This window comes from Alloalcanivorax sp., assembly GCF_964221125.1.
In the GTDB taxonomy this organism is placed as follows: Bacteria; Pseudomonadota; Gammaproteobacteria; order Pseudomonadales; family Alcanivoracaceae; genus Alloalcanivorax; species Alloalcanivorax venustensis.
Genome location: NZ_CAXPXK010000013.1, coordinates 19,211 through 40,625 on the forward strand (window position 1 = coordinate 19,211; position 21,415 = coordinate 40,625).

The window sequence follows — 21,415 nt, forward strand, 5'->3', positions numbered from 1 at the left end:
CTATATCAAACCGAGTAATGAGGATACTTACGTGCGTGAAGAGGTTCAGGACTATTACGGTAAACAGCTCAGTGGCAGCGACGACCTGCAGACCAACGCCTGCTGCGATCAGGCGCCGCCGGAGCACCTGAAGCCGTTGCTGGCGCGCCTGCATGACGAGGTGGTAACCCGTTACTACGGCTGCGGCCTGGTGGCGCCGGCGGCGTTGGAGGGCATGCGCATTCTGGACCTGGGCTGTGGCTCCGGCCGGGACGTCTACGTGCTCTCGGCCCTGGTGGGCGACAGCGGCGAGGTGGTCGGCGTGGACATGACCGACGAGCAGCTCGCCGTGGCGACACGCCATCAGGAGTACCATCGCCGGGAATTCGGCCACGCGCGCAGCAATGTGCGTTTCCTGAAAGGCTATATCGAAGAGCTGGACCGGCTTGATCTGCAGGACGGCTACTTCGATATCGTGGTGTCCAACTGCGTGATCAACCTGAGCACCGACAAGGCCAAGGTGATCGGCGATGTGAAACGGCTGCTCAAGCCCGGCGGCGAGTTCTATTTCTCCGACGTGTACGCCGACCGGCGGGTGCCGGCGGCGCTGACCGCCGACCCGGTGCTCTACGGGGAATGCCTGTCCGGGGCCCTGTACTGGAACGACTTTCTCAACCTGGCCAAGGGGTGCGGGTTCGGCGATCCGCGTTTGGTGGAGTCGCGCCGGCTGACCATCGAGAACCCGGCCATTGAGGCGAAGCTGGGGAACATCCGCTTCTACTCGGCCACCTACCGGCTGTTCAACATTGATGCGCTGGAGCCGGCCTGCGAGGACTACGGGCAGGCGGTGATCTATAAGGGCACGGTGGACCATCATCCGCATTCATTCGTGCTGGACGATCATCATGTGATTGAGACCGGCAAGGTGTTCCCGGTGTGCGGGAATACCTGGTTAATGTTGGCGGAGAGCCGGTTCGCGGACCATTTCGAGTTTATTGGTAACTTTGATTCGCACTTTGGGATTTTTGAGGGGTGTGGGTTGAATGTGCCCTTTGAGGATGGTTCTTCGGATGCTGCCGTTGGTAGCAGTTGTTGCTGACTTTCTCTCCAGACGGGCCGCGGTGTGTGTTGGTGACGTCCAGAACACGCCGTGAACCCGTCCCTGGGGGCTCGATTCGCGCATCCCTGCGCTCATACGGTTCTGGACGTCACCAACACACACCGCGCCGGAGTCGGCCGAAAGGCTCCGGGGCAGACTCCGCCTGGTCATTAAGGATGCGATGGAATGAACGTTAAGAAAGTGGCTCTGTTGGGCGTGATCGCGGCGCTGGTGGCGTCTTATTTTGTGTTTGATCTGGGGCAGTATCTGAGCCTGGATTATTTGAAGGCGCAGCGCGGGGCGTTTCAGTCGCTGGCGGCGGAGCAGCCGGTGCTGGTGCTGGGCGGGTTCTTTTTGTTGTATGTGGCGGTGACGGCGTTGAGTTTGCCGGGAGCGGCGATCATGACGCTGGCGGCGGGGGCGCTGTTCGGGTTCTGGGTGGCGTTGGTGCTGGTGTCGTTCGCGTCCAGTGTGGGCGCGACCCTGGCCTTTCTGGCGTCGCGGTTTTTGTTCAAGGACGCGGTGCAGAGCCGCTTCGGTGAGCGGCTGAAGAAGATCAACGCGGGCGTGGCGAAGGACGGCGCCTTTTACCTGTTTACGTTGCGTTTGATTCCGGCGTTTCCGTTTTTTGTGATCAATCTGGTGATGGGGCTCACGCCGCTGAAGACTTGGACGTTTTACTGGGTCAGCCAGGTGGGGATGCTGGCGGGCACGGCGGTGTATGTGAATGCGGGCACCCAGCTGGGCGAGTTGGAAAGCTTGTCCGGGTTGTTGTCGGTGGATCTGATCGGCGCCTTCGTGCTGCTGGGGCTGTTCCCCTGGCTGGCGAAGGCGGTGATGGCGTTTCTGCAGGCGCGCAAGGTGTACCGGGGTTATCAAAAGCCGAAGCACTTCGACCGCAATCTGGTGGTGATCGGCGCCGGCTCCGCCGGGCTGGTGAGCGCCTATATCGCCGCCACGGTGAAAGCCAGTGTCACGCTGATCGAGAAAGGCGAGATGGGCGGCGACTGCCTGAATACCGGCTGCGTGCCGTCCAAGGCACTGATCAAGAGCGCGCGGCTGGCGCACCTGGAGCAAAAGCCGCAGCGCTACGGCTTCACCAGCATCACGCCGCGTTTCGATTTCGCCGACGTCATGGCGCGCATCCATAAGGTGATCGGCAAGATCGAGCCCCACGATTCGGTGGAGCGTTACACCGAGCTGGGTGTGGATTGCGTGCAGGGCAGCGCGCGCATCACCTCGCCCTGGGAAGTCACCGTGGATACCGCCGAGGGCGAGCGCACCCTGACCACCCGCAATATTATTATCGCCTCCGGCGCGCGGCCGTTCGTGCCGCCGATCCCCGGTATCGACGAAATCGACATTCTCACCTCGGAAAACCTGTGGACCCTGACGGAGCAGCCCCGCCGCTTGATCGTGCTGGGCGGCGGGCCGATCGGCTGTGAGCTGGCGCAAAGCTTCGCGCGCCTGGGCAGCGAGGTGACCCAGGTGGAGATGCTGCCGCGCCTGATGCCCCGCGAGGACGAAGACGCCGCCGCCCTGGTGACCGCGTCCTTGCGCGACAGCGGCGTCACCGTGCTCACCAACCATAAGGCGGCGCGTTTCGCAGTGGAGGACGGCGAGAAGGTACTGTACGTGCAGGCGGACGACGGCGAGAAGCGCCTGCCGTTCGACGCGGTGCTGGTGGCCGTGGGCCGCCGCGCCAACACCGACGGCCTGGGCCTGGAGGCCATGAACGTCGCCACCGAGAAAAACGGCACCGTGGCGGTGGACGGCTTCCTGCGCACCCGCTTCCCCAATATTTTCGCCTGCGGCGACGTGGCCGGGCCCTACCAGTTCACCCATGTGGCCGCCCACCAGGCCTGGTACGCCTCGGTGAATGCCCTGTTCGGCCGCTTCAAGAAGTTCCAGGTGGACTACCGGGTGATCCCCTGGGCCACCTTCACCGATCCGGAGGTGGCCCGCGTGGGCCTGAGCGAGGACGAGGCCCGCGAACAGGGCATCGAGGTGGAAGTGACCCGCTACGGCATCGACGATCTGGACCGGGCCATTGCCGACAGCACCGACCACGGCTTCGTCAAAGTGCTCACGCCGCCGGGCAAGGACACCATCCTGGGCGTCACCATCGTCGGCGAGTCCGCCTCCGATCTGATCAGCGAGTACGTGCTGGCCATGAAGCATGGGCTGGGTCTGAACAAGATCCTCGGCACCATCCATATTTACCCGACCATGGCGGAGGCCAATAAATTCGCCGCCGGCGAGTGGAAGAAGGCGCACAAGCCGGAGGGCCTGCTGCGCTGGGTGGAGCGCTTCCATGCCTGGCAACGCTGAATCGACAGGAGGTGAGATCATGCTGAAACTCACATTGCCCGCCGCCCTGGGCGCGCTGATCGCCGTCATGGCGGTGCTGGCGACACCGGCGCTGGCGTTCGACCATCAGCCTTGGGACGACCTGCTTCAGGCGCATGTCAGCGAGCACCGGGACGGGGTCGCCAGCGCCGTGGACTACGACGGCATGGCCGCGGACCAGGCCGCCCTGGATGACTATCTGGCGCGTCTCAGCGCCGTGGATCAGGCCACCTTCAAGGGTTTCAGCAACGACCAGAAGCTGGCGTTCCTGATCAACGCCTACAACGCCTTCACCGTGAAGCTGATTCTGAAGCAGGACAGCCGGCCGGATTCGATCCGCGACATCGGTTCGATTTTTTCCGGCCCCTGGAGCCAGCGCTTTTTCACCTTGCTGGGCGAAGAGCGCACCCTCGACGAGCTGGAACATCAGATGATCCGTGGCAATCCGTCACTGATGGACCCGCGCATTCACTTCGCGGTGAACTGCGCTTCGATCGGGTGCCCGGCCCTGCGCCCGGAAGCCTACACCGGCGAGCGGCTGGACGCGCAGTTGGCGGACAGCACCCGCCGCTTTCTTTCCGACCGCCGCCGTAACCGCTACGACGCGGAGGACGAGGTGTTGAGGGTGTCGTCCATTTTCGACTGGTACCAAGAGGACTTCGAGGACAGCGCCGGCAGCCTCGGCGATTACCTGCTGCAATACGCCGATGCTCTGGCGCTGCCGGCGGAGGCCCGCCGGAATCTGGAAGCCGGCGATCTGCCGGTCCGCTTTCTGGACTACGACTGGTCGCTGAATACCGCGAGCAACAATCCCTGAAGCCTCGCCAGGCCCGGGCCGGCAACTGAAACGATATTGACAATAATTCGCATTAACTATAAGTTCCCCTCCGCCTTACAAATCTGACACTTTTTTGGAGGGGTTCCCGTGCTCCGCTTGCGTTACAGCTTGCCGCTGTCTTTTCTGTCTTTCTCACTGCTGCCGCTGACGGCCGCCATCTCCACCGCCGCCCAGGCGCAAGATACCAACCAGCTTGAGCCGGTCACCGTGACCACCACCCGGGGCAACAGCGAGGCCGGGGAGACACCGCAGAAAATCACCGTGATCAACCGGGACGAGATTGAGCAGCAAATGGCGATCACCAGTGATCAGGCCCAGGTGCTCAGCAATCTGATTCCCTCCTATTCGCCCAGCCGCCAGAAGCTGACCAACTCCGGCGAGACGTTTCGCGGGCGGGACCCGCTGTTCCTGGTCGACGGCATTCCCCAGTCCAACCCGCTGCGCGACGGCAGCCGTGACGGCTACACCATTGATCTGGCCATGGTGGAACGCATCGAGGTGATCCACGGCGCCAGCGCCGAACACGGCCTGGGCGCCACCGGCGGCATCATCAACTTCGTCACCCGCCGCCCGGAAGGCACCGACCTGCGCCAGCACATCGGGGTGGGCGTGAGCGCCCCCACCGACTACGAATCCGACGGCCTGAGCTACGAGACCGATTACCGCCTGGAGGGCATCCACGGCGATTGGGATTTCCTGCTCGGCGGCGCCTATAAATCCCGGGGCCTGTTCTACGACGCCGACGGCCGCGCCGTGGGCATCGACCAGGCCCAGGGCGATATCATGGACTCGCAGAGCTACGACGTGTTCATGAAGATCGGCTATTGGCTGGACGACACCCAGAACCTGGAGCTTTCGGTGAACCGCTTCGAGCTGGAAGGCAACCACGACTACGTGGGCATCGAAGGCGACCGGGCCGATGGCGTGCCCGCCACCTCGGTGAAGGGCGACCCGGCCGGCGACCCGGTGCGCAACGAGGCGCTCACCACCAGCCTCTCCTACCGCAACACCGATCTGGCCGGCAACGATGTGCGCCTGCAGCTGTACACCCAGCGCTTCCGTGCCCGCTACGGCGGTGACACCTTCGGCACCTTCCAGGATCCGACCATTGCTCCGGCCGGCACCCTGTTCGACCAGTCCCAGAACGAATCCGATAAGTACGGGGCCAAGTTCACCCTGACCCGGGACGGCCTGCTCGACGGTAACCTGAAGGCCACCACCGGCCTCGACCTGCTGCAGGACGAAACCAGCCAGATTCTGGCCCAGACCGGCCGCGAATGGGTGCCGGAGACCGAGTTCCAGAACGCGGCGCCCTTCCTGCAGCTGAACTACCAGGCCACCGACCGGCTGTCCCTGCACGGCGGCGTGCGCCATGAGTACGCCAAGCTGGACGTGGACACCTACACCACCCTGGCCTCCTACGGCAGCCAGACCGTGCAGGGCGGCAGCCCGCGCTTCGAGGAAACCCTGTTCAACGCCGGCGTGGTGTTCCAGGCCACGGACTGGGCGCAGCTGTTCGCCAACTATTCGGAAGGCTTCGGCATGCCGGACGTGGGCCGGGTGCTGCGCGCCGTGGACGAACCGGGCCAGGACGTGGACGACTACGTTAATCTGGAGCCGATCGTCACCGACAACCGCGAGATCGGCGCGCGCCTGTCCCAGGGCGCCGTGGACTTCGAGGTGAGCTACTACGAATCCGATTCCGACTTCGGCTCGCGGCTGGCGCTGCGCAACGGCGTGTTCGAAGTGCAGCGGGAGAAGACCGAGATTCACGGCGTGGAAGCGGACCTGGGTTGGCGGTTCCGCGAGGGTCACCGCCTGAGCGCCTCCTATGCCCACGTCAGCGGCAAGTTCGATTCCAACGACAACGGCGTGGTGGACACCCGTCTGGACGGCCGCAACATCGGCCCGGACCGGCTGACGGTGCGCTGGCAGGCCAACTGGTCGCCGAAACTCACCACCCAGGTGCAGGGCAATCACTACTTCAGCCGCGGCATCCCCGGGCCGCAACTCGGCTTCGACAGCTACCAGCTGTTCGATGCCTTCGCCGGCTACCGTCTGGGCAAGGGCCAGGTCACCGTGGGCGTGGAGAACCTGTTCAACGAGCAGTACATCACCTACTTCTCACAGGCCGCCTCGACGCTGGACAGCCGCTTCTTCGCCGGCCGTGGCCGGGTGGTGTCGCTGGGGTACAATCTGGATTTCTAACCCGCGCCCCGAGAGTTCATGCTGCTCAAGCTGCATAAATACGCCGGACTGATCGCCGGGCTGCTGCTGGCGCTCACCGGCGTCACCGGCAGCCTGCTGGTGTTTCACGACACCCTGGACGAGTGGCTGACCCCGCAACTGCGCACCCAGCCCGCCGCCGACCCGGCGTCGCTGAGCGCGGTGCTGGCCGCCGCCGAGGCGGCGTTGCCCGGCAAGCCGGCACGGCGTCTGGAGCCCTCGCCCGGTCCGGGGCGGCCCCATACGGTGCGCTTCGACGGCCCGGAAGGCGCCCCCGGCCCGCTGCAGGTGAGCGTCTCCCCGGCCGACGCCGAGGTGCTGGCGGTACGCCAGTGGGGCGCCTACCCCACCAGCTGGGTCTACCGGCTGCACTACACGCTGCTGGCCGGCACCACCGGCAAGTACGTGGTGGGCGTGCTGGGCCTGGTGCTGATGTTCTTCTGCCTCAGCGGCCTGTACCTGTGGTGGCCGCGCAAGGGCCGGTGGCGGCGGGCGCTCAGCGTGCGCACCGACAAGGGCCCGTTCCGGCTCAACTTCGATCTGCACAAGGCCGCCGGCGTCTACATCACGCCGGTGCTGCTGGTGGCCGCCTTCAGCGGCGTCAGTCTGGTATTCCACGGCCCGGTGCAGGCCCTGGTGGGCACCGCCCTGCCCCTGGAACCGATGCCGGCGCCGACGCTGGAGACCCGCGCCGACAGCGGCTCGAGGCTCAGCGTGGACCAGATCGTGGCCGCCGGCCGAAGCGCCTTTCCCGAAGGCGATCTAAAGCGCATTGACCTGCCCCGCGACGCGCAAACGCCCTACCGGCTGTCGTTCAACCAGCCCGGCGAGGCCTGGTCCCACCACGGCGCCAGCCGGGTCTGGGTGGATCCCCGCGATGGCGCGGTGCTGGCCACCTGGGACCCGCTTTCGGTGGCCGCCGGCAGCCGCTTCATGGGCTGGCAGTTCCCGCTGCACAACGGCGATGCCCTCGGGCTCGCCGGGCGCTGGCTGGTGTTTCTCGGCGGCTGGCTGCCGGCCCTGCTGTTCGGCACCGGCCTCTACCTGTGGTGGCGCAAGCACCAGTTGCGGCGCCGGTCACGGCGATCCCGCTGATATTCCGCTCTTGAAAACCCGAGGCAGCGGCCCTACTTACCGACGGGTTGATGACAATCCCATGTCACTGTTGGCGCAGGGTTGACCCTGAAAGTGGCATGATGGGTAGTCCGGAAACGGAATTCGGATCGTAATTCGTTCTCAGGGAAACGTGCCATGAGCCATCGTGAACGCCTGGACCGCATCCAGGCCTCCTGCCAGCGCCTGCCGCTTTCGATGCGCGTCTGGATCCTGCTGGTCCTTATCCCCGTCAATGCCACCGGCTTCTTCATGCTGCATACCGCCAGCGGCGGTCTGGTGGCGCTGGCCACCCTGTTCGTGCTGGCGGCCAACGGCGTCACGCTGTGGCACTACGCGTCCGTGAACCGGGCGCTGGCGCTGCCCCACCTGATCGCCTGGGTGCCGCTGCAGGTGGCGTTGGTGGCGCGCCTGATCGGCGGCTGGGGCGCCGACGACATGCATCTGGACGAATGGCTGCTGGCGGTGCTGGTGGTGATGGTTAATTCCGTGGCGCTGTTCTTCGACACCGTGGTGTCCTGGCGCTGGTGGCGCTCCCGTCATCTCAGCCTGGAGGCGGACGGCCTCTGAGCCGCGCCGCCCGGATCAGCCGATCTGCACCTGGTTTTCCACGTAACGCACCTTGGCATCACGGGGCCGCGCCAGGGAAAACGCCAGTGCCAGCGGCCCGATGCGACCGACGAACATCAGGAACATGAGCACGCCCTGACCGGCGGTGGACATCTCCGTGGTCACGCCCCGCGACAGCCCCACGGTGCCGAACGCGGAGAAGCCTTCGAACAGCACGTCCAGCGCGCGCAGATCCGGTTCCAGGATCACCAGCAGGAAATTACCCAGCATCAACAGCATCAGGCTGAGCACCACCACGGCGTGGGCCCGGAACACCGAGCTCAGGGCAATGCCACGGCGAAACGCGGTGGTCTGGGAGCGCCCCATCAGAAACGATCGCGTGGCCAGCATCACCACCATGAAGGTGCTCACTTTGATGCCCGAGGCGGTGGAGTTGCTGCCCCCGCCGATAAACATCAGGAACATGATCAGCAGCACACTGGGTAACGCCAGGGCGCCGGTGTCGAGGGTATTGAACCCGGCGGTGCGCGGCGTCACCGCCGTGAACCAGGCCGCCCAAACCCGGTCGCCCGCGGGCAGCGCGCCCAGGGTTTCGCCATTGCCCCATTCGAACAGCAGTATCAGCAACCAGGCGCCCAGCGCCAGCACCAGGGTGCCGGTGATGGTGAGCTTGCTGTGCAGCCCGAGCGTGGAGAAGCGGCGTTGCCGCCACAGGTCCATGAGCACCGTGAAACCCAGCCCGCCGACGATGAACAGGGCGGTGATCACCCCATTGACCAGCGGCTGCCCGGCCCAGGGCGACAGACTTTCCGGTAGCAGACCGAAGCCGGCGTTATTGAACGCCGACACGGCGTGAAAAACACTGAACCAGAGCCCCCGCGCCAGCCCCATCTCCGGCACCCAGACGATGGCCAGAAGCACCGCCCCCAGCGCTTCCAGGGACAGCGCCAGGATCGCGATATAACGCACCAGGATCAGCACATCGCCGGGGGACGTCTGGTCCATGGCTTCGCGCACCAGACGCTGGCCGCGCAGGCCGAAGCGCCCGCCCAGGGCCATCACGGTGAGGGCGGCGAAACTCATCAGACCCAGCCCGCCCAGGTGGATCAGCACCAGCACCACCACCTGGCCGAACAGGGTCAGATCGGCGCCGGTGTCCACCACCACCAGCCCGGTCACGGTGACCGCCGAACAGGCAGTGAACAGCGCTTGCCAGAAACCCAGGTCCTGGCCGGGGCTGGCCCAGGGCGTCCACAGCAGCAACGCCCCCAGCAGAATCAGCACCGCGAAGCTGGCGGCCAGAATCACCGGCGGGCTGTAGCGCCAGGCGCGGCGCAATTGGCGGCTGGCGCGGCCGCGCAAGCCGGGGAGCCAGGTTCTCATCGGCCCACACTCACAGGTTTTCCGAGAAGTGGCGAAGAGCTTCTTCCTCGCCCACCAACACCAAATGATCATTGCGGCGCAGGCGCTGGTCCGGCGACGGGTTGAGGCTGACGCTCTGGCCGTGCTTGATGGCCAGCAGGCGCACCTCGGTGTCGTCGATGTTCAGCTCGGACAACGGCCGGTCCTCGAGCACTTCACCGGGCCGGATTTCGATCACGAAGTAATTGTCGCCCAGGCTGATGTAATCGAGCATGTTGGGGTGCGCCAGGGACTGGGCGATGCGCAGCCCCATCTCGTACTCAGGGTGGAACACCCGGTTGGCGCCGAGCTTTTCAACGATCTTGTGGTGCGTTGGCGTGATCGCCTTGACCCAGACTTCCCGCGCCTCCAGGGAAATCACGTGCATGGTGCACAGCACGCTGGCTTCGATGTGTTCGCCGATGGCGATCATCACGGCGTCGAAACGGTGCAGGTCCAGTTCGCGCAGGGCCTCTTCGTCGCTGGCGTTGGCGATCACCGTCTGGGTCAGCTTATCGGCCATCTGGTTGGCCTTCGCTTCACTGGAATCGATCCCCAGCACATCATGGCCAAGACGCATCAATTCCAGGGCCACGGACTCGCCAAAGCCGCCCAGGCCGATCACCGCGAATTGTTTTTTCATAGTTGCTCCAGCGCTTCCGCCAGGGTGCTCACGGCGATCACTTCGACGCCGTCCGGCAACTGACGGGGCTTGTTGGCCTTGGGAATAATGGCACGTTTAAAGCCGTGCTTGACCGCTTCATACAGGCGCTCCTGGCCCTGCGGCACCGGGCGGATCTCGCCGGACAGGCCGATCTCGCCGAACACCACCAGGTCCCGGCCCAGGGGCCGGTCGCGGAAGCTGGAGACGATCGCCAGCACCAGCGCCAGGTCGGCGGCGGTCTCCGCCACTTTCACGCCGCCCACCACATTGGCGAACACGTCCTGGTCGCCCACCTGGATGCCGCCGTGGCGGTGCAGCACCGCCAGCAGCATGGCCAGCCGGTTGGCTTCCAGGCCCACGCACACCCGCCGCGGATTACCGAAGTGGCTGGCGTCCACCAGCGCCTGCAGCTCCACCAGCAGCGGCCGGGTGCCTTCCCAGACCACCGTCACCAGCGAGCCGGGGGCGATGTCGTCGGCGCGGTTGAGGAAGATCGCCGAGGGGTTCTTCACCTCTTTCAATCCCTCGCCGGTCATCGCGAACACGCCCAGTTCGTTGACCGCGCCGAAGCGGTTCTTGAGCCCGCGCAGGGTGCGGAAGCGGGCGTCGGCGGAGCCTTCCAGCATCAGCGAGCAGTCGATCATATGCTCCAGCACCTTGGGCCCGGCCAGGGTGCCGTCCTTGGTGACGTGGCCCACCAGCAGCAGCACCGTGCCGGTCTGCTTGGCGAAGCGGGTCAGGGCGGCGGCGCCTTCGCGCACCTGGGCGACGCTGCCCGGCGCCGACTGCAGGCCGGCTAGATACATCACCTGGATCGAGTCCACCACCAGAAGCCGCGGCTGCTCCTTGCGGGCCAGCTCGAGGATCTGCTCCACGTCGGTTTCCGCCGCCAGGCGCAGTTTTTCCTTGGGCAGCTTGAGGCGGTCGGCGCGCATCGCCACCTGGGCCAGGGATTCCTCGCCGGTGATGTAGAAGCACTTTTCCCGGTCCGCCAGCCGGCACAGCACCTGCAGCAGCAGGGTGGATTTACCGGCCCCCGGGTGGCCGCCCAGCAGGATCGCCGAGCCGGGCACCAGGCCGCCGCCCAGCACCCGGTCCAGCTCGTCCATGCCGGCGCTGATGCGGGGGCTGTCTTCCAGGGCGATTTCGTTGAGCTGGCGCACTTCGGAGAGCTGGCCGCTGAAGCCGCTGCGTTCCGCGGAGCGGCTCTTGGGCATGGCCGGATCGACGACGAATTCCTGCAGGGTGTTCCAGGCGCCGCAGGCCGGGCACTGGCCCTGCCACTTGGGGAAGTCGGCGCCGCACTCGTTGCAGACGAACGCGGTTTTCTTTTTCGCCACGAAAGCTCCTTATTCGGCGATGACTCGTACCGGCCGGCCGGTGATCTGACAGAACAGCTCGTAGCTGATGGTACCGCAGGCGGCGGCCACTTCGTCCACGGCCACGGTGTCGCCCCACAGCTCCACGCTGTCGCCGACCCGGGCGTCCAGGCCGGTCAGGTCCACGGTGATCATGTCCATGGAGACCCGGCCCACCAGCCGGGTGCGCCGGCCGTTCACCGCCACCGGGGTGCCGCTGGGCGCGTGGCGCGGGTAGCCGTCGCCGTAGCCCACCGCCACCACGCCAATGCGGCCCGGGGCGTCGGCGCGCCAGGTGGCGCCGTAGCCGACGGTGTCGCCGGCCTGAATCGGGTTGATGGCGATCAGCCGGGCGCTGAAGCGCTGGGTCACCGCCAGTTGCAGATCGGCGGCGCTGCGCCAGGGGAACGGCGAGGAGCCGTAGAGCATGATGCCGGGGCGCACGCGCCGGGCACGGGCGTCGGGGTAGCGGATCAGCGCGGCGGAGTTGGCGGCGCTGAGCGGCACGTTCAGCTCCTTGGCCAGGGTGTCGGCGATGGCCAGCTGGTGGTCGGTGAAGGTGTCGTCCTCGGCGTCGGCGCAGGCGAAATGGCTCATCACGCCGAGCAGCCGCACCCCGGGGATGGCGCGCAGGCGCGCCGCCTGGGCCCGGGCCAGGCCCGGCGCCATGCCGAGCCGGTTCATGCCGGTGTTGACCTTGAGCCACACCCCCAGCGGGGCCGGCCGCGCCGCCAGCAGGTCCACCTGCCAGGGCGAGTGCACCACCACTTCCGCATGCAGCCGCGAGGCGAGGGCCAGCTCGTCGGCGTCGAAGAAGCCCTCCGCCACCAGCACCGGGTGGGCCAGCCCCAGATGGCGCAGCGCCTGGGCCTCTTCGATCACCGCCACGCCCAGGCCATCCACGGCGTTGGCGAAGGCGCGGGCCGCCAGGCCCAGGCCGTGGCCGTAGCCGTTGGCCTTGACCATGGCGAACACCCGGGCGCCGTTGGCCAGCGCCCGGGCGCGGCGCGCGTTGTCGGTCAGGGCCCGGGGGCGGATTTCCAGAAAGGTACCGCGCATGCGCCGTTACTCGTCGCCGGCATACTGCTGATAGTATTCCGGCGCCAGGTCGTCGAAGCGCAGGTACTCGCCCCGGAACGCCACGCGCACGGTGCCGATGGGGCCGTTCCGCTGCTTGCCGATGATCACTTCGCCGATGCCCTTTTCGGTGGTGTCCTGGTTATAGACCTCGTCCCGGTACAGGAACATGATCACGTCGGCGTCCTGCTCGATGGCCCCGGATTCCCGCAGGTCGGACATCACCGGGCGTTTGTTGGGGCGTTGCTCCAGGGAGCGGTTGAGCTGCGAGAGCGCCACCACCGGGCAGTTCAATTCCTTGGCCAGGCCCTTCAGCGAGCGGGAGATCTCCGAGATCTCGTTAACACGGCTGTCGGCGCCGGGCACCTGCATCAGCTGCAGGTAATCGATCATGATCATGCCCAGCTGGCCGCCGCACTCGCGCGCCACTCGTCGCGCCCGGGTGCGCAGTTCCAGGGGGCTCAGCGCCGGCGTGTCGTCGATGAAGAACTTCTGCTCGCTGAGCATCTGAATCGCCGAGGTGATGCGCGGCCAGTCGTCCTGATCCAGGCGCCCGGAACGGATCGAGGTCTGGTTGATGCGCCCCAGCGAGGACAGCATCCGCATCACGATGGCGTCGGCGGGCATCTCCATGGAGAACACCAGCACCGGCTTGTGCGCCTTGAGCGCCACGTTTTCGCACAGGTTCATGGCGAAGGTGGTTTTACCCATGGACGGCCGCCCGGCCACCACCACCATGTCCGAGGGCTGCAAGCCGGAGGTCATCTTGTCCAGCTCCTCGAAGCCGGTGGTGAGACCGGTCAGCGAGTTCTTGTTCTTGTAGAGCTCGTCGATGCGGTCGACGGCTTTTTTCAGGACCGTTTTGATGTCCTGCGGGCCGCTGCCCTTCTTTTGCTGCTCGGCGATTTCGAAGATCGCCGACTCCGCCGCGTCGAGGATTTCCAGCGACGGCGTGCCCTTGGGGTTGAAGGACTGCTCGGCGATGCCGTGGGACACCTGGATCAGCTGGCGCAGGATGCTGCGCTCACGGACGATGTCCGCGTAGGCGTTGATGTTGGCGGCGCTGGGCGTGTTACGGGCCAGGTCCGACAGGTAGGTCATGCCGCCCACGTCGTCCAGCTCGCCACGGTGGGTGAGCGCCTGGGACACGGTCACCAGGTCGCAGGGCTTCTCTTCTTCCACCAGTTGATCGACCACCTGGAAGATCAGCCGGTGTTCCTTGCGGTAGAAGTCCTTGGGCCCGACCCGCTCGGCCACTTCGTCCCAGGCTTCGTTGTTGAGCAGCAACCCCCCCAGCACGGCTTGCTCCGCCTCCTGGGAATGGGGCGGGATACGCAGATTATCCGGGAGATGATCGTCCAGACTCAGGGGTTCGTTCATGGCAGGTCCGTTAAACGAAAAGGGCACCGCCCGTTGCCGGACAGTGCCCTGATTCTGTCACCGTGCCCCCGTGGGGGCAAACCGCTTACGCAGGCCGGGATTACTCCTGGGGCACCACGGTCAGTTTGATGGTCACGGTCACGTCGGCGTGCAGGCTCAGGTCGATCTCGTACTCGCCGGTCTGGCGGATCGCGCCCAGCGGCAGCTTCACTTCCGCTTTCTCGACGGCCACGTCGGTCTGCTCGCTGATCGCGTCGGCGATGTTGGCGGTGCCAACGGAGCCGAACAGCTTGCCTTCGTCACCGGACTTGGCGCCCACGGTGATGGTGGCTTCAGCCAGCTTCTCGGCGCGCGCTTCGGCGGCGCTCAGCAGCTCGGCGGCCTGTTTTTCCAGTTCCGCGCGACGCTCTTCCACTTCGGCCAAGTTGTTCTTCGTGGCCGGCAGGGCTTTGCCTTGCGGGATCAGGAAGTTACGGCCGTAACCGGGGCGAACGTCCACCACGGAGCCCAGGTCACCCAGGTTCTTGATGGTTTCCAGCAGGATCACTTGCATGACGGTCCCCTCGGCTTAATTGTCGTGGCTGTCGGCGTACGGCAGCAGCGCCAGGAAGCGGGCCTGCTTGACAGCGGAGGCCAGCTGACGCTGATAGCGTGCCTTGGTGCCGGTGATACGGCTGGGCACGATCTTGCCGGTTTCGGTGATGTAGGCTTTCAGGGTGTCCAGATCCTTGAAATCAATGAACTCGACACCTTCCGCGGTAAAGCGGCAGAACTTGCGACGGCGATAAAAACGGGCCATGGGTAAACTCCTCTCGATTCCTTAGTGGGGCTCCAGTGTTTCCGCGATCAACTGCAAACGGTCCCGGGCTTCGCCCTTGTAGCCGGCCTGGCAGAGAAAACCGGTGACCGTGACGCTTTGCCCTTCCCGCAGGCCCTGGATCAAGCTGGCGTTGCCGCCGACCAGAACAATGGCGATACGGGCTCGGACTTCACGGGGTTGACCGTCTTCCACTTGCCGGGACCGGTGCTCCAGCCAGAAACGCTGGCGGGGAACGCCGGCCGGTGTAACCGCAACCTTTTCCAGGCTGGCGATGACGCCGGTGAGTTGGCAGTGATTGTGTCCGGAAATCAGCTGGTGGCCTCCTCCTTCTCGTTGGCTTTGGACAGCGGCGAAGGCTCGGTGATAGCCCGCTCGCGACGCACCACGAGGTGACGGATAACGGCATCGTTAAAGCGGAAGGTGTTTTCCAGCTCTTCGAGAGTGTCGCCGTCACATTCAATATTCATCAGCACGTAGTGTGCTTTATGAATCTTGTTGATCGGGTAGGCCAGCTGACGGCGGCCCCAATCTTCCTGGCGGTGGATGGTGCCCTTGCCGTCGGTCACGATGGCGCTGTAGCGCTCGACCATGGCGGGAACCTGTTCACTCTGGTCCGGGTGGACCAGGAACACGACTTCATAATGACGCATTGTTGGCTCCTTACGGATTGCGCAGCCTCCCGCGACAGGCGGTGAGGCAAGGAGTCCGCGCCCCGGAGGGCACGGAAGGGCGGGGAGTCTAGCTCAGAACGGGGCGCCGCCGCAAGCGCGGCGCCGGTTTACGCCGGGCGCCGGGCGCGGATGTGGAACAACACCACCCCGGTGGCCACCGAGACATTGAGACTCTGGACGTCGCCGGCCATGGGGATGGCGATCAGATCGTCGCAGCGCTCCAGGGTCAGGCGCCGCAGCCCCTCGCCCTCGGCGCCCATCACCACCGCCAGGGCGGCGTCCGGCTGGAAGTCGAACAGCGACTGGCTGCGCTCGTTGAGCGCGGTGCCGGCCACCTGGATACGACGGTCCTTGAGCATTTCCAGCACCCGCGCCAGGTTGCCCACCTCGAAGTAGGCCAGCGCCTCGGCGGCGCCGGCGGCACTGCGGCAGGCCACCGGCGTCAGCCCGGCGGCATGGCGGCGCGGCACCACCACCGCGTCGACGCCGGCGGCGTCGGCGCTGCGCAGGCAGGCGCCCAGATTATGCGGGTCGGTGACCCCTTCCAGGATCAGCAGCAGGGGCGGATGATCCAGGCCGTCCAGATGCGCGGCCAGGGCCTGCTCGTCGCCGGCGCTGCGCGGCCGGGCACGGGCCACCACGCCCTGGTTCTGCGGGCCGGCCAGCTTGTCCAGCGACTCGCGGCGGCTGTACTGCACCGCGATGCCCTGGTCCCGGGCGGCGATGATCAGGGTTTCCAGCCGGGCGTCGCCGCGCTTGGCGCGGGTGTCCAGCACGAACAATTCCAGCACCCCTTCCGGGCGGTGCCGCAACAGCGACTCCACCGCGTGGATGCCGGAATACATGAGCGGTTTGTTCATCGGCGGCGGCGCGGCTTACGCTGGCCGCTCTTCTTGGCCCCGTCGCCGCTCTTGGCGTCGCCGGGGATGTCACCGCGGGCGATCTTTTCCCGCTCGGACCCGCCACCGGCGTCACCGCCGCCCTTGCCGGCGGCCGGCTTTTTGCGGCCGGCGCCTTTCTTGGCCCCTTTACGGGCGCCCTTCTTGGCCGCCGCCTTGGGCTTGGGGCCGCCACGCTTGCCCGGCGCCGGCGTGGAACTGATCAGCTCCAGGTCGATCTTGCGGTCGTCGGTGTGCACACCGGCCACCTTCACCGTCACCGCGTCACCGAGGCTGAAGCGGCGCCCGGACGACTCGCCCACCAGCGCCATGTTGACGTCGTCGAAGTGGTAGTAGTCGCTGTCCAGGTTGGCCACGTGCACCAGGCCGTCGATGTGCAGGTTGTTGATCTGCACGAACAGGCCGAAGGCGGCCACGCCGCTGACCACGCCGTCGAACTCAGCGCCCAGGTGGTCTTCCATGTACTGGCACTTGAGCCACTGCTCCACGTCGCGGGTGGCGTCGTCGGCGCGCCGCTCGGTCATTGAGCAGTGCTCGCCCATGGCGATCATGTCGTTGAGGCTGAACGGCAGGATATGATCGCGCTGGATCGCCGGCAGACCGCCCGGGTTGTCCGCGTGGGGGGTGTCCGCGCCGCTGCGGATCAGATAGCGGATGGCACGGTGCACCAGCAGGTCCGGGTAACGGCGGATCGGCGAGGTGAAGTGGGTGTAGGCGTTGTAGGCCAGCCCGAAGTGGCCCTTCACATGGGCCTCGTACTTGGCCTGGCTCATGGTGCGCAGCATCATGGTCTGGATCACCTGGCGGTCCGGCCGTTCGGCGATGGTCTCGCCGAGCTCCTGGAACACCTGCGGGCCGATCGGCCCCTCCGACCAGGGAATGCTCAGGCCCAGCCCGCCCAGGAACTGCTGCAGGTTGGTCAGGCGCTCTTCCTTGGGCGGCTCGTGGTTCCGGTAGAGCGCCGGCAGCTCCGCCTTCTCGAGCAGGCGCGCGGCGCAGATATTGGCCGCCAGCATCGCCTCCTCGATCATCACGTGGGCCACGTTGCGCTGCACCGGCACGATGTCGCGGATCTTGGACTGCTCATCGAACAGGATGCGGCTTTCGTTGCTCTCGAAGTCGATGGCGCCACGCAGTTCCCGGCGGCGGCGCAAGGCCAGGTACATCTCGTGGAAGGCCCACACCGAATCCAGGGTTTCGTCGTCCAGGCTCTTCACGGTTTCGGTGGCGAGCTCGGATTCCGGCTCCTCGATAATCGCGCCCACCTTGTTGTAGGTGAGGCGGTGACGGGAGCGCATCACGCCTTCGCGGAACACGAAGCGGGAAATGCGGCCGTTGGCGGACACCAGCATGTCGCAGTACAGGCACAGTCGGTCCACGTGCGGGTTCAGCGAGCAGAGGCCGTTGGACAGCGCCTCGGGCAGCATCGGCACCACCCGGTTGGGGAAGTACACCGAGTTGCCGCGCTTGTGCGCCTCGTTGTCCAGCGCCGTGCCCGGATGCACGTAGTGGCTGACGTCGGCGATCGCCACGATCAGGCGCCAGCCGCCGCGCTGGCGGCTTTCCACATAGACGGCGTCGTCGAAATCCTTGGCGCTCTCGTCGTCGATGGTGACCAGCGGCAGGTCGCGCAGGTCCACGCGGTGGGCCTTGGCGGGGTGCGGCACCTCGGCGCCGAAGCGCTCGGCTTCCTCGGGCACGCCCTTGGGCCACTGGTGGGGGATCTCGAAGCGGCGCAGCGCCACCTCCACTTCCATGCCGGCCTGGTCCGGGGTGGCGATCACCTCGAGCAGGCGCACCAGCACGTGCTGGTCGCGGGACGGGTACTGGGTGATCTCGGCGCGCACATGGTCACCGTGCTCGGGCTTGATGCCGTTGAGGTCCTCGACCAGCACTTCCTTGGTGATGCGGCGGTTTTCCGGCTCGATGAAGCTGACCCCGGCCTCGCGGTGATAACGGCCGACGATCTCGGTGACGGCGCGCTCGGTGATCTCCACGATGCGCGCCTCTTCCTTGCCGAAGCGGTTGACGCCGGCGGTGCTCACCAGCACCCGGTCGCCGTCCATCACTTTTTCCATCTGCCGGGGCGCCAGGAACAGGTCCTTGCGGCCGGGCTCGTCGGCGATCAGGAAGCCGAAGCCGTCGCGGTGGCCCTGCACCCGGCCGGCGATCAGATCCATGCGCGAGGCGATGCCCACCTTGCCGTTGCGGTTTTCCACCAGCTGGCCGTCGCGCAGCATCGCCTTGAGGCGGCGCTCCAGGCCCACCTCGCCGTCTTCGTCCACGTCCAGGAGCCCGGCCAGGTCGTGCTTACCGAGCGGCTTTCCCTGGTCGTCGAGGACCTGCAGGATCAACTCGCGGCTGGGAACCGGATTCTCGTACTTCGACGCCTCCCGGTCCGCGTGGGGATCCTTATAGCGTTTCCTGGGTGCCATTCAATAACCTCTAATAAAATACATGTGTATAAGCCCGCCGGATGGCGCCGGCGGGCGCTACCTTAACCCAGCAGGGGACTCACGCACCACGGGGGCCGGCGAAATCAAGCCGGAAGCGGAAGGCCGGGCGGGTAGCCTCGAACGGGCGAAATGCCCAATGTTTTCGGAACTAACCGTTGACATCCCGGCATCATATACTAGAATGCACGCGCTTTCGCGATGAAGGGCCGGAATCGGTCGTTCAACGAAACAAGCCGAGGTGGTGAAATTGGTAGACACGCTAGCTTCAGGTGCTAGTGGGGGCAACCCCGTGGAGGTTCAAGTCCTCTCCTCGGCACCAATTCAGAAAAGGGCTCCCCATGGGAGCCCTTTTTGTATCCGCTCTAAAGGCCCCTTCAGCATGCGCCTTTTCCTTGCTTCCCTGATTCTGGCTCTGGGTTTGAGTGCCGCCACTCCGGTGGTCGCCCAGGAACAGGCCGACCAGGCCGTGAACCCGGAAGTCCGGAAAGCCAACGCCCAGCTGGAGAAGGCCAAACGCCGTGAACGCCTGCTGCTGCTGTTCCCCGCCGGCGCCCTGGGCCTCACCATCGTTCTGATCGTAATCACCCGCCGCCGCAAGAAATAGTGTGACCGGCGTCTCCGTGAAGACCGCATTCACATAGCCGCCATTTTACGAACACTGAATTGACATTTTCCTCCGTCAGGATTGGCCGCCTCCCCAATCCCATTCTGAATAAGACGGAGAAACCCATGTATCTGCGGAACGACGCCCGTTTTAAATTGAGCGCGCTGGCCATCGCCACCTCGCTCGCCCTGGCCGCCTGCGGCGGTGATAGCGACAGCAATAACGGTGGCGGTGACACCGGCGGCATCCAGATGGAACGCCTGACCCGCGTCGCCACCCTGCCCCTGGGTTCGGAAGCCACCGGCCTGTTCCTGAAGCAGGACGGCGAGGTGTTCACCAACATCCAGCACCCCTCCGACGCCAACGTGACGCCCGACGCCGAAGGGCACGTCTACCGCCACGCCACCGTGGGCCTGATCGAAAACACCGACATCAACAAGCCGTTCGAGGGCGTCTCGGTACCGGAAACCGACGAAGAAAAGCAGATCATGCGGGTGGCCACCGGCCGCTATAACGTGCTCGGCCAGCAGGGCGACGCCTGGGCCGGCGCCCCGCAGCCGGGCCTGGGCGGCATCGCCGTGCAGGACGGCACCGCCCTGATCAAGGTCTCCAACGACCCGGACTTCAACGGCTGGGTGGAAGTCAGCGAAGACGAAGGCTACCTGTTCACCAACTGGGAAGACCGTCCCGGCGGCATGAGCCGCCTGCACCTGATCCGCACCGACGAAGGCCGCTGGGTGGTCCAGGACAACGACGCTTCCATGGTCGATTTCTCCGCCGTGAAGGGCACCTGGGTGAACTGCTTCGGCACCGTCTCCCCGTGGAACACGCCGCTCACCTCCGAAGAGCTGTACTTTGACAATACCGTGAACTGGAACGCACCCGGCCAGGGCAGCGTTCAGGATCTGGCCGACTACCTGGCCGGCGAGATCAACACCGATTACACGGTGACCTACCCCAACCCCTACGACTACGGCTACATCGTCGAGATTACCGACCCCACCGGCACGCCGACCCCGGTGAAGCACTTCACCCTGGGCCGCTACTCCCATGAAAACGCGGTGGTGATGCCGGACCAGAAAACCGTCTATATGAGCGACGACGGCGGCGGCGTGATCCTGTTCAAGTTCGTGGCCGACACCGCCGGTGATCTGAGCAGCGGCACCCTGTACGCCGCCGCGGTGACCCAGGACACCCTGCCCATGGACGCCGCCGAAGCCGGCTTCGACATCGACTGGGTGGAACTGGCCAGCGCCAGTAACGCGGACATCGAGAGCTGGGTGGACGAGTACGACGACGTCACCACCGCCGACTACGTGGACGGCGCCAACAGCTACATCTCCGACCAGCAGATCAACGACTGGGCGGAAGCCAAGCTCAACCAGGACCTGGACGAGAGCGGCAGCGTCGCCGCCAGCCCGTTCGCCGACGACCGTCCGGCGTTCCTGGAATCGCGCAAGGCGGCGGTGAAGCTGGGCGCCACCGGCGAGTTCAACAAGATGGAAGGCATCAACGTGAACCAGAAGCGCGCCCAGGCCAGCGTCGAAGGCAACGGTGAACAGGCGCACGTCTATGTGGTGATGTCCGACATCGCCGGCAACATGCTGGACAGCGAAGGCGCGATCCAGCTGACCAACCAGGACGCCCGCTGCGGCGGCGCCTTCCGCATGCCCCTGGAAGCGGACTACAACGTGTCACGCCTGGAGATGGTGGAGCTCGGCGGTCCCTACGACCCCACCGACGCCGCCAACACCTGCAGCGTGGACGGCCTGTCCGGCCCGGACAACGTGGAAGTGATGGACGACGGTCGCCTGCTGATCGGCGAAGACACCGGCAACCACGAGAACAACATGGTGTGGCTGCTGGACCCGAAAGCCTGATTGATCCGGCTTTCCGGACCCGGGGAGGAGC

General features: G+C 65.8%; 19 protein-coding genes and 1 tRNA gene. 9 read left to right on the top strand and 11 right to left on the bottom strand.

From position 1 onward, the window contains the following. The first annotated feature begins 31 nt into the window (after positions 1–31). The 6 genes from ACEQZD_RS01665 to ACEQZD_RS01690 all read left to right on the top strand — a co-directional run bounded on the left by ACEQZD_RS01665 (position 32) and on the right by ACEQZD_RS01690 (position 8,174). Positions 32–1,078 carry a methyltransferase domain-containing protein gene (locus ACEQZD_RS01665; protein WP_370183585.1) on the top strand — a complete coding sequence of 349 codons (1,047 nt, stop codon included), beginning with the start codon at positions 32–34 and terminating at the stop codon, positions 1,076–1,078. Positions 1,079–1,264: 186 nt separating this feature from the next. Beyond that, positions 1,265–3,409: an FAD-dependent oxidoreductase gene (locus tag ACEQZD_RS01670; protein WP_370183588.1), complete on the top strand. Its 2,145-nt coding sequence runs from the start codon at positions 1,265–1,267 to the stop codon at positions 3,407–3,409. Positions 3,410–3,428: 19 nt separating this feature from the next. Next, entirely contained in the window at positions 3,429–4,244 is an 816-nt protein-coding gene (locus tag ACEQZD_RS01675; protein ID WP_370183590.1) for a DUF547 domain-containing protein, read from the top strand. 108 nt (positions 4,245–4,352) lie between these two features. Beyond that, positions 4,353–6,473 (top strand): TonB-dependent receptor, encoded by a 2,121-nt coding sequence (locus tag ACEQZD_RS01680; RefSeq protein ID WP_335628053.1) that lies wholly within the window; start codon positions 4,353–4,355, stop codon positions 6,471–6,473. A gap of 18 nt (positions 6,474–6,491) precedes the next feature. Continuing rightward, on the top strand, positions 6,492–7,586 hold the full coding sequence (locus ACEQZD_RS01685; RefSeq protein WP_370183593.1) for a PepSY domain-containing protein: 1,095 nt from the start codon (positions 6,492–6,494) through the stop codon (positions 7,584–7,586). A 156-nt stretch (positions 7,587–7,742) separates the two neighbouring features. Further along, positions 7,743–8,174: a hypothetical protein gene (locus ACEQZD_RS01690; RefSeq protein WP_194856404.1), complete on the top strand. Its 432-nt coding sequence runs from the start codon at positions 7,743–7,745 to the stop codon at positions 8,172–8,174. A 15-nt stretch (positions 8,175–8,189) separates the two neighbouring features. Here ACEQZD_RS01690 and ACEQZD_RS01695 read toward each other — a convergent pair whose 3' ends face one another. The 11 genes from ACEQZD_RS01695 to rnr form a co-directional block, all read right to left on the bottom strand. Further along, positions 8,190–9,557: a TrkH family potassium uptake protein gene (locus tag ACEQZD_RS01695; RefSeq protein ID WP_370183594.1), complete on the bottom strand. Its 1,368-nt coding sequence runs from the start codon at positions 9,555–9,557 to the stop codon at positions 8,190–8,192. A gap of 10 nt (positions 9,558–9,567) precedes the next feature. Continuing rightward, positions 9,568–10,218: a TrkA family potassium uptake protein gene (locus ACEQZD_RS01700; RefSeq protein ID WP_370183595.1), complete on the bottom strand. Its 651-nt coding sequence runs from the start codon at positions 10,216–10,218 to the stop codon at positions 9,568–9,570. Then, the gene (gene radA / locus ACEQZD_RS01705) at positions 10,215–11,579 is read right to left on the bottom strand and encodes a DNA repair protein RadA (RefSeq protein WP_194856402.1); all 1,365 of its coding nucleotides are present in this window, start codon (positions 11,577–11,579) and stop codon (positions 10,215–10,217) included. The genes ACEQZD_RS01700 and radA overlap by 4 nt, the downstream gene beginning before the upstream one ends. 9 nt (positions 11,580–11,588) lie before the next feature. Beyond that, a complete protein-coding gene (gene alr / locus ACEQZD_RS01710; protein ID WP_370183598.1) occupies positions 11,589–12,656 on the bottom strand; it encodes an alanine racemase in 1,068 nt (355 codons plus the stop codon). 6 nt (positions 12,657–12,662) lie between these two features. Further along, positions 12,663–14,054 carry a replicative DNA helicase gene (gene dnaB / locus ACEQZD_RS01715; protein WP_194856400.1) on the bottom strand — a complete coding sequence of 464 codons (1,392 nt, stop codon included), beginning with the start codon at positions 14,052–14,054 and terminating at the stop codon, positions 12,663–12,665. 100 nt (positions 14,055–14,154) lie between these two features. Continuing rightward, positions 14,155–14,607, bottom strand: a complete 453-nt coding sequence (rplI, locus tag ACEQZD_RS01720) for a 50S ribosomal protein L9 (RefSeq protein WP_370183601.1) — start codon at positions 14,605–14,607, stop codon at positions 14,155–14,157. Between the two features lie 15 nt (positions 14,608–14,622). Beyond that, positions 14,623–14,853 (bottom strand): 30S ribosomal protein S18, encoded by a 231-nt coding sequence (rpsR, locus tag ACEQZD_RS01725; protein ID WP_067611543.1) that lies wholly within the window; start codon positions 14,851–14,853, stop codon positions 14,623–14,625. 21 nt (positions 14,854–14,874) lie between these two features. Next, on the bottom strand, positions 14,875–15,186 hold the full coding sequence (priB, locus tag ACEQZD_RS01730) for a primosomal replication protein N (protein ID WP_335628417.1): 312 nt from the start codon (positions 15,184–15,186) through the stop codon (positions 14,875–14,877). Further along, entirely contained in the window at positions 15,183–15,524 is a 342-nt protein-coding gene (gene rpsF / locus ACEQZD_RS01735) for a 30S ribosomal protein S6 (protein ID WP_194856399.1), read from the bottom strand. The genes priB and rpsF overlap by 4 nt, the downstream gene beginning before the upstream one ends. Before the next feature lie 128 nt (positions 15,525–15,652). Continuing rightward, entirely contained in the window at positions 15,653–16,405 is a 753-nt protein-coding gene (rlmB, locus tag ACEQZD_RS01740) for a 23S rRNA (guanosine(2251)-2'-O)-methyltransferase RlmB (RefSeq protein WP_370183604.1), read from the bottom strand. Further along, positions 16,402–18,879, bottom strand: coding sequence for a ribonuclease R (gene rnr, locus ACEQZD_RS01745; RefSeq protein ID WP_370183605.1), 2,478 nt, complete (start codon positions 18,877–18,879; stop codon positions 16,402–16,404). Before rnr ends, rlmB begins: the two co-directional genes overlap by 4 nt. 253 nt (positions 18,880–19,132) lie before the next feature. On the opposite strand from rnr, the gene ACEQZD_RS01750 reads away from it, so the two are divergent. The 3 genes from ACEQZD_RS01750 (at position 19,133) to ACEQZD_RS01760 (ending at position 21,384) form a co-directional block, all read left to right on the top strand. After that, a tRNA-Leu gene (locus tag ACEQZD_RS01750) sits at positions 19,133–19,219 on the top strand. A gap of 60 nt (positions 19,220–19,279) precedes the next feature. Continuing rightward, entirely contained in the window at positions 19,280–19,504 is a 225-nt protein-coding gene (locus ACEQZD_RS01755; protein ID WP_335628063.1) for a hypothetical protein, read from the top strand. Positions 19,505–19,629: 125 nt separating this feature from the next. Next, positions 19,630–21,384: an alkaline phosphatase PhoX gene (locus tag ACEQZD_RS01760; protein ID WP_370183606.1), complete on the top strand. Its 1,755-nt coding sequence runs from the start codon at positions 19,630–19,632 to the stop codon at positions 21,382–21,384. Positions 21,385–21,415: the final 31 nt, after the last annotated feature.